The organism is Paenibacillus glycanilyticus (assembly GCF_051200795.1).
Taxonomy (GTDB): domain Bacteria; phylum Bacillota; class Bacilli; order Paenibacillales; family Paenibacillaceae; genus Pristimantibacillus; species Pristimantibacillus glycanilyticus.
The window spans coordinates 6,025,131-6,048,814 of the sequence record NZ_CP195155.1 but is presented as its reverse complement, the minus strand read 5'-3'; the positions used below and the strand labels follow the sequence as shown (position 1 = coordinate 6,048,814).

Here is a 23,684-nt window from a genome sequence, read left to right as displayed (position 1 = left end):
AATACAAATTTTACGATTATCCCTTGTGGAGTTATCCTGATTACAGGAAATTGAGGAGAGGGGATAATTCCATGAAGGCTTACGTTGTTTTTATCCGGGAGAAGACGGTTGATCCGGATGAATTAAAGATTTATGCCTCGAAAGCCCCAGCCGGGCAGGAGGGACATCCCGTTAAACCGGTTGCCATGTACGGTCATTATGAAGTGCTGGAAGGGCCGGATGCGGAAGGAGCTGCTATTCTTGAATTCCCTAGCATGGATGAAGCTAAGGCGTGGTATTACAGCCCGGCATATCAGGAAGCATTGCAGCATCGCCTGAAAGGCGGAATCTACAGAGGGATTATGGTGGAGGGGAAATAAGGCTGCTGCTAGCCGAAGTTAACATAAGATGCCTATCGTTATTTTACGGTAGGTATCTTTTTTTACGTGATTTATTTGCGGAGTTGAATGTTAATGGCGTGGAAGCTTAGTTTGCTTACATGCATCGCATAATGGCTTGACAACGCTTGATTACAATTGTAGTATTGACTACAGTTGTAATATTGATTACATATGTAGTCATAGAGTGGAGGCATGAGCCTATGAAAGAGATGTCCCGCATATCCGACGCGGAATGGGAAGTCATGAAGGTGTTATGGGCGAAATCGCCCATGAACGCAAGCGAGGTCATTGAGGCTTTAGCAGGTCTTAACGATTGGAGCCCCAAAACCATTAGAACCCTGCTTACCAGACTGGTTCAAAAAGAAGTCATAACCTTTGATTCACACAGCAAACCCTACGTCTATACTCCATTGGTTACGGAAGAAGAAACAACGAGGGCCGAGACGGAGTCTTTTTTGAAACGGTTATATGGTAGCGTTGCATTGAAGCCGATGCTGGTGAACTTTCTGAAACACGAGAAATTGTCGCAAGAGGATATTGATGAGCTGAAAAGCATTCTGGATGAAAGAAAGGAATAAGACAGATGACCGTTCGGCTTTCCGAATTTTTTGCCTGGATCTTGTCTGCCTCGCTGATGGCCAGCGTATTGGTCGTTCTTATTTTAGCTGCGAAATGGCTGCTGCGAGATAAATTAAAGCCTAGATGGGGCTATTTGCTTTGGCTTCTCTTGATTCTACGGCTAGTGCTGCCGTGGGCGCCCGAAAGCTCGTTCAGCATGTTTAATATCTTCCATCAATTTGCAGAGAAGAATCACTTGGCGGCCGTGAACGAAACGACAATCACTCCTGCAGGGAACCCGGAAATGGAAGAGGCAAGTCCTACGCAATTAACTCTATTGCCTCGAGAAGCATTAGCAGCCACACAAAGGGATCCGGTGATTAAAAAATCGAACTCACCGGCTTCTCCCTTGCAAGTCGCCTCAATCATTTGGCTGGTTGGTACCGTTCTTTTCCTTGGTATGATGTTCAGCGCCAATCTGCGTTTTGCTAGGAAAATAAAAGGGGAAAAGGCCATTATGGATCTGGACATCGCTGCTTTGTTCGAGAGCTGTAAAGAAGAAATGAGCCTGCGTCGAAGGATCTGGTTAATACAGACGAATCGAGTATCCAGTCCGACCTTATTCGGGGTATTTAAACCAAAGCTGTTGCTGCCAGGCACGGCTCTGCAAACGTTAAGCGGGGCGCAGCTGCGGTATGTGTTTTTGCATGAGTTATCGCATGTTCGCCGAAATGATGTCGCTTTGAACGGGATTATGAACATTTTGCTGGCGCTGCATTGGTTTAATCCGTTTCTCTGGTATGCCTATCACAAAATGCGGGCAGACCAGGAATTGGCCTGCGACGCGTTGGCTTTATCGAGAGTCACGCCGGAGGAATCCAAGGAGTACGCCTTAACGATAATCAAATTGTTAGAGCTATTTGCTAAACCCATTCGACTGGCAGGAGCTGCAAGTATTTTGGGGAGTAAAAAAGAGCTTAAGAGGAGACTAATGATGATCACCTCACCCGTAAAAAACTCATATAGGTGGTCTCTGGTTGGCGTTGTAGTTCTCTTGTTAGTAGGAGGTACTGCATTAACCAATGCAAATACGGAAGAAAAGTCTGTGGAAGAAAACTCGCTGACAGCCGATGTTTCGTTAGAAAATATGGCTGCGGATTGGGCGAATGCGCTTAAGACGAGGGACGGCAAGCCCCGTTATGACATGATGTCTGCCAAAGCGAAAGAAAAGTTCATACAGGAACAGGTCAATAGGGGCGGCGAGGACTGGAATTACAATATAGGCGTATCGAGCCCTTGGGTGATTGATTACAGGAGTAAAGTCGATGGGATGAATGCCGTTATTACCTATGTCACGTTAACCAGCGAACCGGCCTATTATAAGACGGTGGAAGCTGTTACGTTCGTCAAGAAGAAAGGCGAGCTTGTTGTAGATGATTATGAGACTCTTCTTGAAGGGGAGTTGATTCCTACTGAGACCAGATTTACGGAATCCGAAGTCGGAAGAATGATGGAAATAATTATTTCAGTAAACAGAGGGGAACTTCCCGTATCTGCTCTAAAAGAAGCTAATCCACTTATTAGAAGAGAAGATGGTATAGCAAAATTAGCTCCATCTGTTAGAGAGCAGTATAGAAAGGAAATCGGTTATCCACTCATTTCAATAGATGAGTACACAAAAATGTCTCATATTGTTAGTGAGGTTAATGCCGGGAACTTGCCTGCTGAGGCTCTTAAGGATGCTGATCTATTGCTTGAAAGACGTCCAAATATGATCACGCCGGAAACGAGGGCAAAATATTTAGCCTTTAAATAAGACATTAGATTAACGCAAGAGCCCGCCGATAATTATCGGCGGGCTCTTTATCGTTATACACCTTGCTGGTAAGCTAGTAACTAACACTTATACGAAAAAGGGGAACCAACCTATGAGAGGATTAGCTATATTGCTGGGGTACACGCTATTGGGCAACGCAATACATTCCCTGCTGTCCGTACCGATTTCGGGGAACGTAATCGGAATGATATTGCTTGTCATCAGCTTGTTTGCAGGCTGGGTGAAGCTGGCCTGGATTGAGGAGACGGCACAATTTTTTCTGAAGCATATGATGATCTTTTTTGCTCCCGTTATCGTGGGCACGATGATGTTCTTTGGCTTAATAGGAGACCAGTGGCTGGTCATAGCGGTTGCGCTGGCTGTTTCCACAATGATTGTTATTCTAGTCACAGCCGGCGTTACGGCATGGCAAACCGGAAAGGCAAAGGAACGTACCTATGAATGAAGCCTGGTTTCAACAGCCGTTGTTCGGCATTACGATCACCGTATTATTTTATGTGGGAGCCCAGCTCCTTAATAGCCGCTATAAATGGTTAAACCCATTGTTCGTTACTTCGGGAGGCATTATTCTTCTGCTGCTGATTGGGGATATTCCTTATGAGGCCTACAAAGCGGGTGGAGATATCATTACCTTTTTCCTTGGACCGGCTACGGTCGCTTTAGCGGTTCCCTTTTACAAAAACTTTCAAAAGCTAAGAGATCAGCTCTTGCCCATTGTTATAGGTGTCGGCGCGGGATTAATATGCGGACTGCTGGCGGTATGGGGAATCGTTAGTCTTCTTCATGGTTCTAAGCAGATCATGCTCACGATGCTGCCTAAATCGGTTACAACGCCTATTGCGATAGAAGTTGCGGATCTGCTGGGCGGAACGCCTGAACTGGCCGGCGTGTTTGCCGTACTGACTGGCCTTCTTGGCAGCATGATTGGACCATCTATACTTAAATTATTCAGGTTCCGCAGCGATCTGGCGATTGGTGCTGCCATGGGGACGGCGGCGCACGGCATCGGCACAGCGCGCATTATGCGCGACTCCGAGATTCAAGGCGGCATCAGCGCTTTCGCCATGGGACTGTCCAGCATCCTGACGCCGTTATTTTGCATACCGTTGATTTGGTGGCTGTGATGGAGAATTATTTTATATCCGGAGGAGAGTAGTCTATGTTTAAAGCAACAATAAATAACGAAACTTACCTTTCTCTTTTAGAAACCAGGCATGCAACGGAACTTTTTCAACTGATTGATAGCAGTCGGGAAAGTATTCGGGAATGGCTGGAATTTCCGGATTTAACCCATCAAGTTGAGGATACGGATGCTTTTATTCGCAGATCATTAAAAAGATTTTCAGAAAACGACGGTTATTGGGCCGGGATCTGGTATCGCAATAAACTTGCAGGTTCAATAGGTTTTTTATATATGGATTGGAAAAATAAAAAAACGGAAATCGGTTATTGGTTAGGAAAAGAGTATGAGGGGCTAGGCTTAGCGACAAGCTCATGCAAATTATTAATTAATCATGCTTTCGAAGAATTGGGACTTCATAAAGTGCAAATTGGAGTTGCAGCAAACAACCTAAAGAGCAGAGCGATTCCAGAAAGGTTGAAGTTTACAAATGAAGGAGTCATTCGTCACTACGAGCTGCTGCATGGTGCGTATTTGGATAGAGTGGTATATGGACTGCTAAAAGAAGAATGGGAACCCGAAAATGAATCGCAGGCTTTCATATAAAATGAAAAGGCACCTATCGTCAATCGACGAAAGGTGCCTTTTTCCGTTACCGCGTACCTAAGACTTTGGGAATAAAAACCAATAAAAGTGGAATTTTTCCCAATAATGGATTCCTTACGCCTGTAAGAAATTGGTCATATAATTGTGAATGCGGTTACAAAACAACGCGCAAAAAACAAAGGATCATTAAAAGGGAGGCAAAGTATGAAACGAATGAAACGTGCTTTAATGGGGATCTCCACACTGCTTGTGATGACAACGGCTCTCGCGGCATGCGGCGGAAACTCAAATTCAAACTCGAATTCGAACTCAAACTCAACTAGCCCAAGCCCGACAGCATCTGAGACAGCATCAACGGAACCGGCAAAAAGCGACGGAAAGAAAGTTACGATCAACCTCTGGAGCTTTACGGACGAAATTCCGAACATGACCAAAAAGTACATCGAAACGCATCCTGACGCAAACGTAGAGTTCAAAACAACGGTAATCGCTACAACCGACGGCGCTTATCAGCCTGCGCTTGACCAGGCTCTAGCCGGCGGCGGCAAGGACGCTCCGGACATCTACGCTGCGGAAGCCGCGTTTGTACTGAAATATACGCAAGGCGACGCAGCCACCTATGCCGCTAACTACGCGGACCTGGGGTTGACCGACCAAATGGTTAAAGACGCGGGGATCGCTCAATACTCCGTTGATATCGGCTCGAAAGACGGCCAGCTGAAAGGTCTTGCTTACCAAGCAACCGGCGGCGGCTTTATCTATCGCCGTTCGATTGCCAAGGACGTATTCGGAACGGATGATCCGGCAGCCATCAAGAACGAAGTGGGCCCAGGCTGGGACAAGTACTTCGCGGCAGCCGATAAGCTGAAAGCAAAAGGCTACGCAATTGTATCCGGCGACGGCGACATCTGGCATCCAATCGAGAACAGCTCCGACAAAGGCTGGGTTGTGGACGGCAAGCTGCATATCGACCCTAAACGCGAGCAATTCCTTGATTTCTCCAAAAAGCTGACAGACAACGGCTACAGCAACGGTACGCAGGACTGGCAGGAAGCTTGGTACGCGGACATGTCCGGCGCAGGCGCTAAACCGGTATTTGGTTTCTTTGGCCCGGCATGGCTTATTAACTACGTTATGAAGGATCAAGTTAAAGATACGAATGGCGACTGGGCAGTTACCGAACCGCCAACAGGCTTCTTCTGGGGTGGCACATGGCTGCTTGCCAACAAAGACGTAACGAAGGACGACGCGAAGAAGAAAGCGGTAGCGGACTTCATCAATTGGGTTACGCTTGATACTTCCGAGACGGGTCTCCAATACTATTGGGCAAACGGCACGATGAAGGAAGGCGAGCAAGGCACGAAGGACAGCGTAGCTTCCTCCGTCGTGATGTCGAAGTCGAACGGCGAAGTGGCGTTGCTTGGCGGACAAAACATGTTTGACGCTTTTGTTCCGGCTAACGCAAACGCAACGGGCAAAAACCTGACGCAATACGACGAATCGATCAACCTGATCTGGCGTGACCAAGTCCGTGCTTACGCTTCCGGCAGCAAGAGCCGCGAGGCTGCACTGAAGGACTTCAAGCAAACGGTTAAAGACCAGCTTGGTCTCGAAAGCGAATAATAGGCGCCAAGGGGCGGGAGCATGATCCCGCCCCTTTATATCAATTGATGGGGTGAGAGCATGCGCCGCAAGGGAGTCAATTACTCGAAATACGGCTATATTTTCAGTATTCCTTTTATACTAGCGTTCCTTATTTTCTCTTTGTATCCAACGCTGTACACGGCTTTTATCGGCTTCACGGATATGAAAGGGGTTATTCCGAAGCAGGTTCATATTCTGGATAATCCATTTGGGAATTTTAAAGACCTGATCCTTAATAACGTTTCGTTCAAGCAGTCTCTAGTGAATACCTTTGTCCTCTGGATCGCAAACTTTATTCCGCAGATCGGCCTTGCGCTTTTGCTGACGGCCTGGTTCACCAACAAACGCCTCAATATTAAAGGGCAAGGCGCCTTTAAGGTTCTGCTCTACATGCCGAATATTATCACGGCGAGTACGATCGCCGTGCTTTTCAGCACCTTGTTCGCTTATCCGATGGGACCGGTGAACAGCTTGTTCCATGCGCTGGGGTGGAGCGATGCTCCGATTCAATTCCTGCAGGATAAGAATACCGCAAGGGGCATTGTTTCTTTCATTCAGTTCTGGATGTGGTACGGCAATACGATGATTATTCTGATCGCGGGCGTAATGGGGATTAACCCGGCACTTTTTGAGGCGGCAGCCATTGACGGTGCGAGCGGGACTCAAACCTTCTTCCGGGTTACGCTGCCAAGCCTGCGGACAATTCTGCTGTACTCGCTTGTTACGTCCATGATCGGCGGTTTGCAGATGTTCGATATTCCGCAGCTGTTCATCACTCCTGCGGGCGGTCCGGACAACGCCACGCTGACGACATCGGTGTTCATCTACGGGCAAGCGTTCAAGGGAGCTTATATGTATAACAAAGCCGCAGCGGCAAGCATGATTATGTTCCTCATTGCGGCCGTATTGTCCGCGCTCCTGTTCTATCTGATGCGCGACCGCGGCGAGGCGAAGCTGAGAAAACAATTGAAGCTGCAACAGAAAGCTGCAAAAGCAGCGGCAAAGGGGGTATAACCGATGGCAAAAATAGAGAGAACCGCAACGGTCTCCCGGGGCATTAACAAGACCATTATCTATGTTGTCTGCATCGGCCTTGCGCTTCTTAGCATCCTTCCATTCTGGGTAATGTTCGTGAATGCAACGCGTTCTACGGCGGAAATTCAAAGCGGTCTGTCGCTGATTCCTTCCACGCATCTCAAGACCAACTGGGACGTGTTGACCAGCAAAAGCTTTGATCCGTTAAAAGGGTTCCTGAACTCGTTCATTATTTCGGCTACGTCTACCGTCTGCGCCGTTTATTTCTCTTCTTTGACGGCCTATGGGCTTGTCGTGTACAACTGGAAATGGCGTCAAACGTTTTTCACGTTTATTTTGTGCGTCATGATGATTCCGGCGCAGGCAAGCGCGATTGGCTTCTATCAATTTATGTATCAGCTGCATTGGACAAATAGCTTCCTGCCGCTCATTCTGCCTGCGATCGCGGCGCCGGCTATCGTGTTCTTCATGCGCCAGTACCTGCTTGCAACCCTGTCGCTCGAAATCGTGGAAGCAGCGCGTATTGACGGCTCCGGCGAGTTCGCAACCTTCAACAAAATCATCATTCCGATTATGATGCCGGCCGTTGCGACGCAAGCCATCTTCGCATTTGTGGCAAGCTGGAACAATCTGTTTATGCCGCTCATTCTGCTCACGGACAAATCAAAGTATACGCTGCCGGTAATGGTGAGCCTGCTTCGGGGCGATATTTACAAAACGGAGTTTGGCTCGATCTATATGGGCCTTGCGCTAACGGCCTTGCCGCTATTCTGCATTTACTTCTTGTTATCCCGTTACATTATCGCGGGCGTAGCGCTTGGCGGAGTTAAGGAATAGTATTGTTGCTTGGTTGAAAGAGGCTGCCACATTTGGCAGCCTTTTTGTTGTCTTAACGATGCGCCGCATCGTTAAGCGGATGAAGTAGTGGGAAATGGAAGTCTTAACGATGCGCCGCATCGTTAAGGAACCTGATTGGTCCCCGAAATCAGCAGAGCTCAGCTGCCTAGGATCGCTGTGGACGCAATCCCTAGCAATCCTGCTTATATTCGTTAGGCGTTACGCCAACCTCCTGCTTAAAAACCTTCGCGAAGTAGGAGTAGTTGGCATAGCCGACCTTCTTCGCCACGGCGAAGACCGATAGATTGGTTGTGCGGAGCAGCTGCTTGGCGGCTTCAATCCGGGCGCTGATCACATAAGTACCCAGGGAAACGCCGGTCTCCTTCTTGAACAGTCTGGCCAGATAATCGGGATGGAGGTAGACGATTTCCGCCAGGCTGATGCGGGTCAAATCCTCTCCATAATGGGCATGGATGTATTGCTTGATTTCTTCGGCAACGGATTTAGGCTGCTCGGCGAAATCGCGGTATTCCATGGCCGTGTAAACGAGATACTTCAAATAAGCTTCCAGATCCTCGATGGAATGGAGGGAGTGGGCAAGCAGCCGTTCATTAGTTTTCCCCGTGTATAGTTGATGCGCCTGAATACCCTTCGACTTCAGGAAAGCGTAAACGAGCTGCATTATATCCAGCCGGAACAGGCTAAGGACGGATGTGGAAAAATAATCCCGATGCACGGACTCGTTTAAATACCGGGTTGTCTCCCGCAGGAATTCCTCCGGCATGTTCCGCTCCAGCAGCTCTTCCAGCTTGGTCAGGTCAGGCGGCTGATACGATTCGTCGGCTTGACGAAGACCATGCTCCACGAAAAAAATATGATTGCGCCGTTTGGCGATATCCTGATTGCGCTCCAGCAGCTGGCGGATGACCGGGCTAATGCCCTCAAGCCGACCGGACATGGCAACGATGCAGCAGGCATCGCATTTCAGCGAGCGGTTCGCCTGCTGGATAAAGGCGGCGCAAAGCCCATCAAGCGTCTGGGAATCGGGGGCTTCCTTCCATTTGAGCACGGCAATCCAGTTATTCAAGCTGTACTCCAGAACCGTTTCCACCGTAAATTGCGGATGCTGGAATAGCTCGTATAGGACGTTAAGCAACGCGAAGTCGAACAGATTTTTTTCCTCAACGCCCATGCTGCCGTCATAGGGAAACAGATTAAGCAATACGGGTTGAATGAGATCATTGCGGTCGTAAGAAAGATGCTGCTCCTCAACGGCAACCAAAATATCCGCAGCCTTAAGCGCGCAGGAGACGCTGCCGCTGATCAGCTTGCGCCAGAAGTGCTCAAGCATTTTCGCTTGATTGCGCTGCCAGTAATAGCCCTCCTGAATGGCTTTTTCCTGCTGCTGCTGTTCTTTCGTCCGCTCAATGGCTTTGCGGATAATAAGCATCAGCTTATCGAATTGGATCGGCTTCAGGAAATATTCGAAGCTGCGCAGCTCGATCGCTTTTTGCGCGTAATTGAAGTCCGCGTAGTTGGTCAGGAAAATCGCCTGCACATTGTAGTTCTCCTCGCGAATCCACGCCAAGAGCTCCAAGCCGCTTCCCTGCGGCATTTCGATATCCGATATAAGAATTTGAACCTTGTGCTTCATCAGAATATCCCGAGCCTGAGCGACGTTATGGGCCGTATAGACGCCCTCGATGCCAAGCGAAGCCCAGTCGATCTTCTTCTCCAGCGCGGTTACGACAAAGTAATCGTCATCAACTAGCAGTACATTCATGGGCTACACTCCTGTCTCGTTCGAAATGGCCGGAAGCTCCGGAAGATATAGGGTCACGGAGGCGCCGCCGTCAGGCGGATTCCCGAAGCGGATTTGCGCAAGCTCACCGTACAGGTACTTCAATCGCTGAACGGTATTCATAATACCGATTTGCGTGCCAAGCGTCTGATCAAGCGGCTCTCCCTGCTGCAGCTTTTCCAAGACCTCCGGCGGAAAACCGGGCCCCGTATCCGTAATCCGGATGACGGTCATCCTTTGCTCCTCCATCATCCGCCTCTCGACGGTCAGAGTAATAAGCACCTCATGATCCCGCGACACCGCGTATTTAATCGCATTCTCGATAAAGGTCTGCAGCACGAGAGGAGGGATCGGGACATCCCGCGTCGACTCCTCTTGCTCAATCCGGTACAGGAACGAGCTTCGGTATCGGTTCCTTTGGATTTCGAGATAAACCCGGACATGCTCGATTTCATCCTCCAGTCGGACAAAGTCCTGGCCATTCTGGAAAATATACCGGAAATACACGGAAGTGGATAAAGCCATCTGCTGGATTTCTTCGGTCATGTCCATCTGCGCCATGCTGTGAATCGTCGTCAGGCAGTTCAGGAAAAAATGCGGCTTGATCTGCAGCTTCATATAATCCAGCTGGATGCGCTGCTTCTCCAGCTCGCGTTCGTAAATATCGATCTTGTAGGTTTTAATCTGGTTAACGAGCTGGGCAAATTGACTGTTAGCCTTCTCCAGTTCCACGATCTTGCTGCCCGTACTGTCGAGCGGCTCCCCATCCTCCGTCCAGAAGGCGAGATTATAAGAGAAGCTCTTGATGGGCTGAAGCACCTTGTTCTTGAAGTACAGCATGATGAAGCTCAGGCTGCAGGCGACAATAACGGCCAGCAGCACGATCAACAGCTGAACGATCATGATTTTCTCGAACGCGCCAAATTGAATGACCAGCTTCACGTAGAACGATGCGTTATCGAACTCGCCGTTAACCGTCGTTCGGGTCTGGAGCGTGTTCATGATGGAGGAGCTTTCCTGCTCCCGTTCGATGTTCAGCAGCTTGCCTTTGTTCGAGATGGGACTGGTTACAAGGCTGCCGTCCTCGGCACGCAGGGAGGCATATCCATTCTCGCCCAAATTAATCTGGCGGAGCGGCCGGATCAGATCATCCGCGGCGATCAGGCAGACCATATAGCTGTCGTGGTAAGGCACGATATTAACGATATAAAATGTCCCGGCGAGCTGAATGGTCGACCAACGGGAATAGAACTTCTCATAGATGACCTTGTCTTTGATGAAGACATTAATCTGGTGCTGCAATTGCTGGTATTCCTTATACGTCGCCTTCATAGGCGCAATGTTGAGCATGACGTTTTTATTCTTGAAAAAAATAAAGAAGTTGTAGCTCTTGTCATAGCTGGTCTGAAGCTCGACGAACCGCCTGTACAACGCGTCGTTTGCTTTGATGAATTCCGTTTCGTTCGTGTCGTGGGTATCCATCATTTTGACGTTCTCGTCGTTCGCCAGCGTCCAGCCCATGAAGTGATTAATGTAGGAAAAGTCGCTGTTAATCCGGTTGATATACAAATAAGCGGTATCCCTCAAATCCCTTGCGGATTGCTGCTTAACGATCGTGATCGACGCAAAGCTGATGATAAAATCCAGAATCAGTGCGGTAAACGAAATGACGAGAATGATTTTGACGTAATGCTGAATCGGATACAGCTTGTTCTCCGACGGTTTGGCCATGTGCCCCGCAACTCCCCGCTATCAACCTCTATTAAAGCAAAATCACGTGTCAGATAATTATAGCCTTGGCTTTCGAAATTGCAACCGGTTGCAACCCCTTAAAAGAGCGAATGTCCGATTAGTGACAGCAAAAAGTCTGGATTGTAGGTCTGCCCAAGCGCCAGCCCTCCGTGAAGGCTGCAATCCGGTTTTCCAGCTTCCGAATGTCCGGAATTTGCATCCATGAAGTCCAAATCCCGTTATCGCAAGCACGTATACTGAAGTCAATCACACAGCAAAGGGAGGTACACATTCTTGATAAACAGTTCATCGAGCGGTAATCTGCATCGTTACGTAACGAGAATCAGCAGAAACTGGGGTTTATACCTGCTCTTGCTGCCGGCTGTCGTGCTGCTGCTCTGTTTTACTTATAAGCCGATGTACGGGGTCATTATCGCCTTTAAAGATTTCAAACCGGCGCTTGGCATTATGGACAGTCCCTGGGTAGGGTTCAAATATTTCGAGAAGTTTTTTCATTCCTACCAATTCACGGTCACCATTAAGAATACGGTATTCATCAGCTTGTACAGCTTCGTCACCTTTCCGCTTCCGATTGCATTCGCCATTCTCGTGAATCAGCTGCGGCAGAACCGGTTCAAACGGGTATTCCAGACGATTACGTACATGCCGCATTTTATTTCGACTATCGTAATCGTGGGTCTCATGATGATCCTGCTGTCTCCGGGGAACGGACTGATCGGCAACATCTACCGGCTATTCGGCGCCGAAGCGCCAAACCTGATGGGCTCGGCCAGTATGTTCAGCAGCCTGTATGTATGGTCGGACGTCTGGCAGCATACGGGGTGGGACAGCATTATTTATCTGGCTGCGTTATCCTCCGTTAGTCCAAGCCTATACGAAGCGGCAACCGTGGACGGAGCCAGCCGATGGCAGAAAATCCGCTACATTGACATTCCGATGCTTATCCCGACAGCGGTCACCTTATTGATCCTGCGTATCGGCGGACTGCTGGGCGTTGGCTTCGAGAAGGCTTATCTGCTGCAAAACAACCTGAATATAGGCGGCAGCGAAGTAATCTCGACTTACGTGTACAAAATCGGGCTGCTCAGCTCTCAATACAGCTTCTCGGCCGCCATCAATCTATTTAATACGGTTATTAATTTCACCCTGTTAATTCTGGTCAACTGGATATCTAAAAAATACTCCGAGAACAGTCTCTGGTAAACGGATGCTTACGAAGTATGAATGGCTTCACCATTCATTTGAGGAGGAAGAACAGCTATGGAGGCTGCCGCGAATTTAGCCATGCAACCGAAAAAAACGGGCAACAGCGATAAAGTACTGGAGATCCTGCTCTATATTTGGGCCGCGATTGTCCTTATCATTGTGTTATATCCGCTTTACTTTATTATCATCGCTTCCTTCAGCGATCCTTCGGCTGTGGGGAACGGCAAGGTATGGTTATTTCCGAAAGGGTTTACGCTTGATGGTTATAAGGAATTACTGAATCATTCGAATATATGGATCGGCTACCGTAACACGATTGTGTATACGGTTGTAGGTACCTTGATCGGCCTTATCGTCAACGTGTCGGCGGGTTATGCCCTGTCGAGAAAGGATCTGGTCGGACGCAAGTTTTTGTCCCTCTTCTTTATTTTCACCATGTTCTTCAACGGGGGACTGGTGCCTACGTTTCTGACGATCCGAGATTTTCATCTGTACGACACGTTTCTAGTCATGGTACTGCCGTTCTCGGTTGCCGTCTTTGATATTATCGTGGCGCGTACGTTCTTCCGGACGGGCATTCCGACGGAGTTATGGGAAGCCGCGCAAATCGACGGCTGCGGAAACCTGCGCTTTTATGCTCAGATGGTGCTGCCGCTCTCGAAACCGATTATTGCCGTATTGGCTTTATGGTTTGCCGTTGGTCAATGGAATTCGTATTTTAACGCGCTAATCTATCTGCAGGATAAGAATTTATACCCGCTGCAGCTGATCTTAAGAGATATTCTGGTCACCAATCAGATGCAGACCGCGCTTGGTACGGGGGAAGCGGCCCAAATCGCGCTGCGCCTTGCCAACCTGCTGCGATATTCCGTCATTATCGTCGCTACGGTTCCGATCATGTGCATCTACCCGTTTGTGCAAAAGCATTTCAACAAGGGGGTGATGATCGGCGCCGTGAAGGAATAGCAAGCTGCGGGGGAACTGCCATTATCCTTTTAGAGGGGGATTTATACATGACAACCATTTCGAAGAGAAATACGAGAAAAATGCTGTCCGGCCTTGCTTTGATTTCCGTATTGGGCACCACGGTGCTTGCGGGCTGCAGCAGCGATAGAAATACCGATAATGCCGCTGCTTCCAATAACGGGGGGAACGGCAAAGCAGGCAGCAACTTCCATGCGGAAGGCCTTCCGATTGTAGATAAGCCGGTAACGCTGGATGTTCTTACGATCCGTTGGGGCAACATGGGGGATACGTTCACGAAGAACACCTGGCTTCAGGAACTGGAGAAAAATTCGAATGTCAAAATTAATTGGCAGGTCATCTCCTCGAGCGATTGGGATGCCCAGAAGTCGGTTATGCTGGCAAGCGGAAAAATGCCGGATGTGATCATCGGCGACCTGGCGTTTGGGGACTCCGATATCGTGAACAACCTGAGCATTTTCCGTCCGCTTGACGACTACATCGACAAATATATGCCGAATCTGAAAGCGGCCATGGCCGAAATGCCGGAGCTGAAGAAGCTGAGCACGTTCCCGGACGGCAAAATCTATTCGCTGCCCGCAAGACTGCCGTCGCGGCCGTATTCTTCCGTGCAGCCGGTTATCAACAAAGAATGGCTGGACAAATTGGGATTGAAGGCGCCTGAAACGCTTGATGAGCTGTACACGGTGTTGAAGGCGTTTAAGGAGAAGGATCCAAACGGCAACGGCAAGGCTGACGAGATTCCGTACAGCGATCAGAAGGATCTGGACATGAACCTGTTCGCGCCGTTCGGCATTACGGATATGCGCGGCAACCATATGGTGCTGAAGGACGGCAAGCCGGAATACTTCCCGACGTCGGAAGCTTACAAGGCAGCCATTACCTGGGCGAATAAGCTGTATTCCGAAGGCTTGATCGATAAAGAAACGTTTACGCAGGACGATACGATGCTGACGGCGAAACGGCAAAATCCGGACAACGCGTTAATCGGGTTCTCGTACCAATGGACGCCGGACGCGGTATTCGGTCAATGGAGCAAGCAGTATGAGACCATCGCGCCGATTACCGGACCGGACGGCAAGAAATATCAGATTGGCGATCCGAACGGAATGAGCATCCGACGCAACGAGGTGCTCATTACAACCTCGAACGAGCATCCGGAGGTTGCGGCGCGTTGGGCTGACCAGTTCTATACCGGGGAAGCGAGCATCCAGAACTTCTGGGGCGCAATCGGCACCTCCATCGAGAAAAATGCCGACGGCACCTATACGCTGATGGATCCGCCGGACGGCACAAGCGCGGACGCTTGGTATTGGGACAGCTCCCTGCGGGATTTTGGACCGAAATACGTCAGTCCCGATTTCGAGAAGAACATCAAGCTTGATCCAACAAGCGGCGACGGTCTGAAGCTGCAGCTCGACAGCTTGGGCAAGGAATACGTCACGCAGCCGTTCCCGGACGTGATGTACACCGAGGAAGAGTACGCCGAGCTGCCAACGCTCATCACGGATATCGAGAGCTATATCAAGAGCACCCGCGCCAAATGGGTGACCAAAGGCGGCATCGACCAGGAGTGGGATGCTTACGTCAAGAAGTTGAACGATATGGGGCTTGAGAAGCTGATCAAGATTTACAATGACGCTTATGACCGTTACATGAACATCAAATAAGGTTTTGCTGCTGCCCTGCGTACGGACTGCAGGGCAGCTTTTTTTATAGAACATGCTGGGAGGAACAAGAGATGACTGACAAACTGCGAGTAACCGTATGGAACGAGAATCGTCATGAACGGACGAACCCTAAAGCCAAGGAGATTTATCCGGATGGCATCCATCAGGCTATTGCGCGCTTTTTGACTGAAGCGGGGATGGAAGCGGGAACGGCGACTTTGGACGAACCGGAGCATGGACTTACCGAGGAAGTGCTGGCGAATACCGACGTATTGATCTGGTGGGGGCATCTCGCTCATGACGAAGTGCAGGACGAGATCGTCGGCAAGGTATACCAGCGCGTGCTGGACGGCATGGGGCTTATCGTTCTTCACTCCGGCCATTATTCTAAAATTTTCAAGACTCTGATGGGAACAAGCTGCAGCCTGAAATGGCGCGAAGCCGACGAGAAGGAGCGTCTCTGGGTGGTTGCGCCGGGACATCCGATCGCCGAAGGAATCGGGGAATATATCGAGCTGCCGGAAGAGGAAATGTACGGCGAGCATTTCGATATCCCGGCGCCGGATGAGCTTGTCTTCGCTAGCTGGTTCGAGGGCGGCGAAATTTTCCGCAGCGGCTGCGCTTATACGCGCGGCAGCGGCAAGGTGTTTTATTTTAGACCCGGTCACGAAACGTATCCGACTTACCACAACCCGGCGATTCAGCGCGTCATCGTTAACGCGGTTAAATGGGCGCAGCCGGTTCGACGGGAGCTGCCCATACGCGGCAACGTGCAGCCGCTTGAGCCGATTGGCGTGAAGGTCTGACATAAGGTTAAGTCATGAGGGGAGTAGGGATCGCGATGAAGAAGTATCGAATCGGATTGATTGGTCTTGGCGGCATGTCGCATTCGCATATCCGTTGGATGGCCGAGGAGGGCCGCTTTGCTATTATTGCGGTAAGCGATGTGAATGAAGCTGCTTTAACGGAGAAAGGCGAGCAGCTGGGGATATCGCCTGACAAACGATACGGGGATTTCGTGCAGCTGATTAACGACCCGGATGTGGATGCGGTCGTATCGGTGACGCCTAATAACGTCCACGCGGATATCGTCCGTGCCTGTCTGCAGGCGGGCAAGCCTTACCTCGCGGAGAAGCCGTTCACCCGTATATTCGAGGAGGCAGCCGAGCTGCTGGAGCTATACGAGCAACATCCGGTTAACGGCATGGTTGGATACAGCTACCGTTATACGCCCGCATTCCGTTATGCGCGGGAGCTTGTGAGGGAAGGGAAGCTGGGCAAGGTGCGGAGCTTTGCGATCCAATACCTGCAGGACTGGGGAGCGGTTCCGAACCAGACGCCGTATATATGGCGCTTTAATAAGGAAATTACCGGTACGGGAACGCTTGGCGATCTAGGGTCGCATATGATCGATATGGCTCGTTTTCTCTTTGGTGAATTCAAGGAGCTGTCCGCGTTGATGCGCACGCTGGTTCCGGAGCGGCCGGATCCGTCTACCGGCCAGATGGTGAAGATCGAGGTCGACGACTTCGTAAGCTTCCAGGCCCGAATGTCCGGCGATGAGGTCGGCATCTTCCAGTCATCGCGGAATGCGATCGGCTCGGGCAACCAGCATGAAGTATCGATCTACGGCGATGCGGGAACGCTGCACGCGTCGACGCTGAACCCGGATCAGATTGTCTGGATCCGAGAGGAAGCGCCCGGCCAGCTGGCGAGAGCGGTAATTAACGTGCCGGAGAGATGCCGGGTAACCCAGTACGGCGACTTCCTGTCGCTCCTGGACGGTACGGCATCGGAGAGCCTGCCGGGGTTTATGGACGGCTACCGCAACCAGGAGATTATCGACGCGGTCATTCGCGCGAGCGAAGAGAAGCGTACGATTGTGATTTAAGCTATTGGGGATAAAGGCATCTGCGTTCAATGGACGCAGATGCCTTTTTTATTTTTCTAACAGCGCGGATTCGAATTCCTTTATATGGTATTATTCGAGCAAGAGTATAATGATTATTTTGAGAGAGGATTGAGCTCGTTAAGCTATGAAAATACGGAAAATAGGGATTCCTGCCGTTATTCTGCTTCTGCTTGCAGTCTCGTTCTATTTTCTAAATACCAGAGTGTGGGTGGATAAATACGAAGTTCGAGGCGACGCCATCGTGTTTGAAGATAATCGTTATGCCTATGAAGGATCAAGCGACGATCATCTTGGAAAAACAATCGGTATCGCATACAACGAGGGAGAGAAAAGAGGAATCACCGATTACATTTGGCCGGAATGGGTGTACGAATACAAAGGGGATAAAGCTCATAAGCGTATTTTCGTAAGAGGGTTGATGGATATAGGGGGGACCTATATTAGGCAGTAACAGACCGGGGAGGAGAAGAATGAGCAATCTTCATGCAATAGTGCAACAGTTAATACCTGAAAAAGAACATCTGCATACTACTTCTGCCAGCGAACTAATTGAACAAGTGTGCTCTAATAGGTACAAACAAGAAAGCTATTATACAAATGACAAAGAGGTTTTTAAGAAGCTTCCGGAAGTCCTTCAGGATATCATACTGCTTATTGATTTGGATACGGAGTTAACTATGAATGGCCTATTAGGTTTTGCTGAAAATTCATCGGGCCGATACCTGGATGAGACAATAAAAGTATTGGAGCGCATTGGAGCCGTTAATGATGCAAATGCTTTACAAGAATTAAAAGATATTCTTAAAGAGTATGGTGCGAGTACGCACATACTAAATGATGATATACAGCTAGTACAGCAATATGAGGTCCAAAGCTTTGCGCAAACCCATCAAATTTTTGATGAAGAATTTTACGACCGCATACAAAAAGCGGAAGAGAAGCTGTATGTTTACGCTAATCAAGGAAACGTATTTGATCATTTAACAGCCTATATTGAAGCTAATAAAAAGGAATTAATGGATAACATAGTTGTTTATTTGTAAAAGTGAAGCAGCCATCTGGCGTGCAATGATCAAAAGCCCGTCTCGGCCTTGCGGCGAGATGGGCTTTTTGATTTTGATCATACCTTGACCATCCGGAACGCAATGGACTTCCTGTTTCTTTCGGTGGTATGATTTACGCTGAAAATCGGACCTGTCGCCGGCAGCCGGATGGAATAGGCGCGGCTCCGCGCTTAATGTTATAATGGCGGCAAATCCTAACTATCGACGAGAGAGGGCACGGGCGTTTGAGATTCCGGAAAATCTACCGAAACTATATACAGAACAACCTGTTCGTCAAAGTCATTCTCGTCTTTGCGCTTATTGTGCATTTGACGATCATCACGCTCTCGTATCTGCTCTTCGGTCTCATATCCGATTCCATCGTGAACAGCGAGCTGAACAATCAGAAGCAGGCCATGGAGCGGGTGAACCGCTATATGGAGCAGAAGTACGATTGGGTGCAGAACACGGTGCAGGACATCTACCGCAACAGCCTGCTCGCGAGCAACGCCTCTTACTTTCTGCGGCATTCCTACAGCGAATACGCGCAGTACATGCTCGACCAGAATTACGCGGGCGGCAACGAAAGCGCGGTCGATATTCTGAGCTATCTCGCGGACCGGATGGATTCCGATCCCGACATCCAGAATATCCTGCTGTACAGCACGGACATGCAGCAGCTGTACGCTTTTAATCGGAACGGCCCGCGGCGGCTGTACAAAACCAATCCGACCCGCTCGTACATTCCCGAGATCATGGCGGCGGAAGGGCCGGCCGCGTCGGCGCCGAACATCTGGATTCGCGGGTTGATCGGCCAATGGAACTCGCAGCTGTATTCCATGCGCGTCCAGGTAAACGATAAGAATACGCTCAAAAATATCGGCCAGCTGCTCGTATATTTCGATTCCGGCATGGTGAACCGGTCGCTCGACCAGCAGCGGACTCCGCTTAAGGGCGAAATTCTGGTGCTATCGCAGGACGGGCAGGTGTTGTCCGATTCCGCGAACCGATACTACGGGCAGATCTTCCCGTACATGAAGCAAATCGGCTCCCTGAAGGAAACCGGCATGCTCGACGAGCCATCTTACATCTCTACGCTGACGCAGAACCAAGCCGGCTATTTCGTCGTTGGCATTACGCCAAAGAGCGTGATGGCCGAGGCGTACGCGGGCCTCAAGCGGACGATCATTCTGATCAGTACGATCTGCATTGTCGTTGCGGTCATCATTCCGTCCATCGTGATCGTCAATATCTCGAGGCGGACGAACCGGATCGTGCACTTCATGCGGAAGGTGGAGGGCGGCAATCTCACCGCCCGCCTGCAGGATGCCCGCGAGGACGAGCTCGGGCAGATCTCTCAGAGCTTTAACGAGATGCTCGACGAGCTGGGCCGGCATATCGACCGGGAATACAAGGCGGAGCTGAGGCATAAGCAGACGGAGCTTGCTGCTCTGCAGGCGAGGGTAAACCCGCATTTTCTTTACAACACGCTGGAGGTTATCCGGATGCGGGCGATGTCCCAGGGCGCTGTCGACGTCGGCGAGATGATCTACAGCCTCGCGGCGCTGTTCCGCAACTCGGTCAGCGCGAAGGCGGAGAACACGCTTGGCGAAGAGCTTGAAATGTGCAGGCTGTACCTGGAGCTGTTCCGGATCCGTTACAAAGACAAATTCGCCTATGAGGTCGAATGCGACGAAGAGCTGCTGCGGGTTCCGGTTGCAAAGCTGCTGCTGCAGCCAATCGTGGAGAACTATATCGTGCACGGGATGGATTCCCGGCGCAAGAACAATCGCCTGACTATCGAGGCAACGCAAGAGCACGGCCTGATCCGGGTCCAGGTACGCGACAACGGCAAAGGCATCGAGCCGGAGCAGCTTGCGGGCATTATGCGGCGGCTGAAGATGCCGGAAACCGAAGAACAGCAGTCCTTCGGGCTGCGCAGCGTGCACGAGCGGATTGAACTGGTGCACGGACCCGGCTATGGGTTAAGCATAGAAAGCACGCCCGGGAAGGGGACATCGGTGACGGTGATCTGGCCCGCGGTTGAACAACAGGAGGAAGCTGGCGATGTATAAAGTATTGCTTGTGGATGACGAACCGTTTATAACCGAAGGCTTAAGCGACGCCGTCGATTGGTCCGCCTTCGGCCTGGAGGTCGTCGGCAGCGCCGAAGACGGCGAGGAAGCGCTGGAGCGGCTGCGCGAGCTGCCGGTCGACCTGCTCATCACCGACATCTCGATGCCGATCATGACCGGGCTTGAACTGATCCGCAAGGCACGGGAGCTGCAGCCGCGGTTAAAGGTGATCATTCTGAGCGGGTTCAACGAATTCAATTATCTCAAGGAAGGCATGCGCCTCGGCATTGAGAACTACCTGCTAAAGCCGATTAACTTCGGGGAGCTGGAGGCGACGCTGACGGATACGGTACGGAAGCTGGAGGTGGATAAGCCGGAAAAGCCGCTGGCGGAAGACGAGATCGGCATCCTGCGGGACAACGTCATGACCCGGTGGGTAAACGGGCGGATCGCGTTGCCCGAGCTGGCGGAACGGACGGCCCTCCTTGGCATCGATCTCTCGAAGCCGTATGCGGCGCTGGCGATCATCCGTTTTCGCTCTGAACAAGGTGTCGCGGGTTACGGCCCGAACGATTGCATCGCGGATCTCTTGGCCCAAGAGTCGGACGGCCTGTCGTTTGTTCCCTTTCTCAACGACGAGGGCGAGCTGGTCGCCGCCTGCTGCATAAACGAGGGCATGCGGTATAAAGCTAAGGTAACGGAAGCGTTGGAAAGAGCGGCGGACAAATGGGAGAACAGGCAGCTTGGCCCGCAGATCGCGCTCGGCGGGATCGTGGCGACGGCCGATGCCGCAGCAAGCTATGCAGAAGCGCGCAAAGCGCAGCAATTTTTCCTGGTGCGGCATGACCGGCATTTGCTCGATTATGCGGATATTTCCGCGGAAACGGCGTCTCTTCCTTCGGGATTGTTCGAATGGGAGGCGTATGCGAAGCCCATTCTCGCCAAGGACAAAGCTGAACTGGAGGAGGTTATCGCCCGCGATTTCGCGACTATACGAATGGCGGAAAGCCTGCATCCGGTCCGGGCGAGAGGCGCCGCCATCGAGCTCATGATTCTGATGAAGCTCGAAGTCGACAAGCTTGGACGCGCGGATGCCGCGGAGGTGTTCCAAGGCGCGCTAGACCAAGCGGTGACCGCAGCAACGCTCGAAGGCGTTGAGAATGCCGTACGCACGGCAGCTTTCTTCGTCGCCGATTCGTTCTCCGGGGAAGACATGAGTCCCGTCATCAAGCAGGCGCTGCGCTATATCCACGAGCACTATGCGGAGCCGTTGACGCTCAAATCGCTTGGGCTGCAGTTTCACATACATCCTAATTACCTCGGGCAGCTTTTTAATAAGCAGACGGGGGATACGTTCACGGATTACCTGAATAAATTTCGCATCGAGAAAGCGAAGGAACTGCTGGCGGACAGCCGGCTCAAAGTGAACGAGATCGCAAGACAAGTCGGGTACTGGGAGACAGGCTACTTCTACAAGCAGTTCAAGAAGCATGTCGGGATGGTTCCGGGCGATTTTAAGGAGCTGCTGTGACGCCTAAGCGTCATTCGCGGTTCCTTTCTTTATTTTGTACACTTATTCTTTGTTTTCTATTATTTTTGAAAATGTTTTCATCTTCTAAGATGAAGTAGCAAGAAGTCGCGACTACTGAATGCTACACAGACAAAAGGGAGGCAATACAATGGGAATCCGTAAAAAGGCATCGATCGGCCTGACGTCCGCGATGGCCGTTATGCTCTTGCTGAGCGCCTGCGGAAGCAACGGCGGCAACAATGGCAACACAGCAGCAAGCAACAACACTTCTTCCAGCAACGCTGGCAGCAATGCCAAGCCGGTCGAATTGAACTGGTACACAATCGGCACACCGCAGAAAGACGTTGACAAAGTCATGGAAGCGGTTAGCGAATACACGAAAGAAAAAATCGGCGCAACAGTCAAAATGACGATGATCGACTGGGGCGATTATAACCAGAAGATGCAAGTGCTGACGGCTTCCGGCGCGGACATGGACATCATGTTCACCGCGGCATGGGCATTCGATTATGTGCAAAACGCGCGTAAAGGGGCCTTCGCTCCAATCGATGATCTGCTGACGCAATACGGCAAAGGCATTACCGATACGCTGAACCCTGCCTTCCTTAACGGTTCCAAAGTCGACGGCAAAAACTACGGCGTACCGGCAAACAAAGAGCTTCCGACATCCGAGGTATGGCGCTTCAACAAAAACATCCTTGACGAAAACAAGCTGAGCATTACGGACGTGCGTACCCTGGAAAGCCTCGAGCCTTTGCTCAAGACAGTTAAACAAAACAACCCGGACGTGACTCCATTGCAAGTGGACAAGACCTTCACGCCATACATTCCATATGACTATTTGATCGAGAAATTCCCGCTGGCCGTGAAGCTCGACGACGCTAGCTACAAAATCGTAAACGTATTCGAAACGCCTGAAATGAAGCAAGCGCTCGAAACGATGCACAAATACTACCTGGCCGGCTACATTCCGACGGAAGCCGCGACGCTGGAATCGTCCTCGGACGTTCAGGCAACTGGCAAATGGTTTGCCGACAAGGCGACAACGCAGCCTTTCGCGGACAACGTATGGTCGACAAGCTACGGCTACCCGATCGTTTCGACTCCGATGAGCGACGCGTTGATCTACAACCAATCGGTTATGGGTTCCATGCAAGCGATCTCCGCGAACTCGAAGCATAAAGAGAAAGCAATGGAATTCCTGAACCTGCTGAACACCGATCCGGTTCTTCGCAACATGGTCGACTCCGGCATCGAAGGCACGCACTACAAAGTAACCGACGGCGACTACATGGAGAACCTTCCTGAGTCCAAGAACTACGACATGCCAACATTCTCTCTTGGCAACATTATGATCACTCACCTGAACCCGGGCGATCCTGCCGACAAATGGGAACAGTTCAAGAAATACAACGATGCAGGCAAACCTGCGGCACTGCTCGGCTTCAACTTCGATCCGACGAAAGTGTCAAACGAGATCGCAGCCGTGCAAAACGCGAAGGAATCCTTCTGGGCGCCGCTCATGACGGGTACCGTCGATCCGGAAAAATACTTGCCGCAAGCGATCAAGAAGCTGAACGACGCGGGTCTTGGCAAAATCATGGCCGAAGCGCAAACGCAGCTCGACGCTTGGAAAGCTTCGCAAGGCAAGTAAAACATTTATAGCACCGAAGGGCGAATGTTCGGCATTCGC

The 23,684-nt window shown here is 50.7% G+C and carries 21 protein-coding genes; 19 read left to right on the top strand and 2 right to left on the bottom strand.

The features are described 5' to 3' along the window. Nucleotides 1–71 precede the first annotated feature (71 nt). The 9 genes from ACR9FF_RS27220 to ACR9FF_RS27180 all read left to right on the top strand — a co-directional run bounded on the left by ACR9FF_RS27220 (nt 72) and on the right by ACR9FF_RS27180 (nt 8,017). Nucleotides 72–359 (top strand): DUF1330 domain-containing protein, encoded by a 288-nt coding sequence (locus tag ACR9FF_RS27220; protein WP_435166884.1) that lies wholly within the window; start codon nt 72–74, stop codon nt 357–359. A 221-nt stretch (nt 360–580) separates the two neighbouring features. After that, complete coding sequence (locus ACR9FF_RS27215) at nt 581–958, top strand: BlaI/MecI/CopY family transcriptional regulator (RefSeq protein WP_435166881.1); 378 nt, start codon at nt 581–583, stop codon at nt 956–958. Nucleotides 959–963: 5 nt separating this feature from the next. After that, the gene (locus ACR9FF_RS27210; protein WP_435166878.1) at nt 964–2,754 is read left to right on the top strand and encodes a M56 family metallopeptidase; all 1,791 of its coding nucleotides are present in this window, start codon (nt 964–966) and stop codon (nt 2,752–2,754) included. A gap of 112 nt (nt 2,755–2,866) precedes the next feature. Beyond that, nucleotides 2,867–3,220, top strand: coding sequence for a CidA/LrgA family protein (locus ACR9FF_RS27205; protein ID WP_435166875.1), 354 nt, complete (start codon nt 2,867–2,869; stop codon nt 3,218–3,220). After that, nucleotides 3,213–3,899 carry an LrgB family protein gene (locus ACR9FF_RS27200; RefSeq protein WP_435166872.1) on the top strand — a complete coding sequence of 229 codons (687 nt, stop codon included), beginning with the start codon at nt 3,213–3,215 and terminating at the stop codon, nt 3,897–3,899. Before ACR9FF_RS27205 ends, ACR9FF_RS27200 begins: the two co-directional genes overlap by 8 nt. 35 nt (nt 3,900–3,934) lie before the next feature. After that, a complete protein-coding gene (locus ACR9FF_RS27195; protein WP_435166869.1) occupies nt 3,935–4,501 on the top strand; it encodes a GNAT family N-acetyltransferase in 567 nt (188 codons plus the stop codon). A 204-nt stretch (nt 4,502–4,705) separates the two neighbouring features. After that, nucleotides 4,706–6,124, top strand: a complete 1,419-nt coding sequence (locus ACR9FF_RS27190; RefSeq protein WP_248758552.1) for an ABC transporter substrate-binding protein — start codon at nt 4,706–4,708, stop codon at nt 6,122–6,124. A gap of 60 nt (nt 6,125–6,184) precedes the next feature. Then, nucleotides 6,185–7,159: a carbohydrate ABC transporter permease gene (locus ACR9FF_RS27185; RefSeq protein ID WP_435166865.1), complete on the top strand. Its 975-nt coding sequence runs from the start codon at nt 6,185–6,187 to the stop codon at nt 7,157–7,159. 3 nt (nt 7,160–7,162) lie between these two features. After that, complete coding sequence (locus ACR9FF_RS27180; protein WP_435166862.1) at nt 7,163–8,017, top strand: carbohydrate ABC transporter permease; 855 nt, start codon at nt 7,163–7,165, stop codon at nt 8,015–8,017. A 190-nt stretch (nt 8,018–8,207) separates the two neighbouring features. Here ACR9FF_RS27180 and ACR9FF_RS27175 read toward each other — a convergent pair whose 3' ends face one another. Both ACR9FF_RS27175 and ACR9FF_RS27170 read right to left on the bottom strand, forming a co-directional pair. Continuing rightward, nucleotides 8,208–9,800: a response regulator transcription factor gene (locus tag ACR9FF_RS27175; protein WP_435166859.1), complete on the bottom strand. Its 1,593-nt coding sequence runs from the start codon at nt 9,798–9,800 to the stop codon at nt 8,208–8,210. Between the two features lie 3 nt (nt 9,801–9,803). Further along, on the bottom strand, nt 9,804–11,549 hold the full coding sequence (locus tag ACR9FF_RS27170; protein ID WP_317981340.1) for a sensor histidine kinase: 1,746 nt from the start codon (nt 11,547–11,549) through the stop codon (nt 9,804–9,806). A gap of 294 nt (nt 11,550–11,843) precedes the next feature. Here ACR9FF_RS27170 and ACR9FF_RS27165 point away from each other — a divergent pair, with 294 nt between their 5' ends. The 10 genes from ACR9FF_RS27165 to ACR9FF_RS27120 all read left to right on the top strand — a co-directional run bounded on the left by ACR9FF_RS27165 (nt 11,844) and on the right by ACR9FF_RS27120 (nt 23,645). Further along, nucleotides 11,844–12,773 carry an ABC transporter permease gene (locus tag ACR9FF_RS27165; RefSeq protein WP_015847137.1) on the top strand — a complete coding sequence of 310 codons (930 nt, stop codon included), beginning with the start codon at nt 11,844–11,846 and terminating at the stop codon, nt 12,771–12,773. Nucleotides 12,774–12,830: 57 nt separating this feature from the next. Further along, complete coding sequence (locus ACR9FF_RS27160) at nt 12,831–13,742, top strand: carbohydrate ABC transporter permease (RefSeq protein ID WP_127492486.1); 912 nt, start codon at nt 12,831–12,833, stop codon at nt 13,740–13,742. Between the two features lie 47 nt (nt 13,743–13,789). Further along, a complete protein-coding gene (locus ACR9FF_RS27155) occupies nt 13,790–15,430 on the top strand; it encodes an extracellular solute-binding protein (protein ID WP_435166854.1) in 1,641 nt (546 codons plus the stop codon). 71 nt (nt 15,431–15,501) lie between these two features. Continuing rightward, nucleotides 15,502–16,236 carry a ThuA domain-containing protein gene (locus ACR9FF_RS27150; RefSeq protein ID WP_435166851.1) on the top strand — a complete coding sequence of 245 codons (735 nt, stop codon included), beginning with the start codon at nt 15,502–15,504 and terminating at the stop codon, nt 16,234–16,236. A 35-nt stretch (nt 16,237–16,271) separates the two neighbouring features. Next, nucleotides 16,272–17,321, top strand: a complete 1,050-nt coding sequence (locus tag ACR9FF_RS27145) for a Gfo/Idh/MocA family protein (RefSeq protein WP_435166848.1) — start codon at nt 16,272–16,274, stop codon at nt 17,319–17,321. Between the two features lie 145 nt (nt 17,322–17,466). Then, nucleotides 17,467–17,793: a hypothetical protein gene (locus ACR9FF_RS27140; protein WP_435166845.1), complete on the top strand. Its 327-nt coding sequence runs from the start codon at nt 17,467–17,469 to the stop codon at nt 17,791–17,793. 19 nt (nt 17,794–17,812) lie between these two features. Beyond that, nucleotides 17,813–18,385, top strand: a complete 573-nt coding sequence (locus ACR9FF_RS27135; RefSeq protein WP_435166843.1) for a DMP19 family protein — start codon at nt 17,813–17,815, stop codon at nt 18,383–18,385. Between the two features lie 245 nt (nt 18,386–18,630). Then, nucleotides 18,631–20,460, top strand: coding sequence for a cache domain-containing sensor histidine kinase (locus ACR9FF_RS27130; RefSeq protein WP_127492498.1), 1,830 nt, complete (start codon nt 18,631–18,633; stop codon nt 20,458–20,460). Further along, entirely contained in the window at nt 20,453–21,991 is a 1,539-nt protein-coding gene (locus ACR9FF_RS27125; RefSeq protein ID WP_435166839.1) for a response regulator transcription factor, read from the top strand. The genes ACR9FF_RS27130 and ACR9FF_RS27125 overlap by 8 nt, the downstream gene beginning before the upstream one ends. Before the next feature lie 148 nt (nt 21,992–22,139). After that, the gene (locus ACR9FF_RS27120; RefSeq protein ID WP_127492502.1) at nt 22,140–23,645 is read left to right on the top strand and encodes an ABC transporter substrate-binding protein; all 1,506 of its coding nucleotides are present in this window, start codon (nt 22,140–22,142) and stop codon (nt 23,643–23,645) included. The last annotated feature ends 39 nt before the right edge of the window (nt 23,646–23,684 follow it).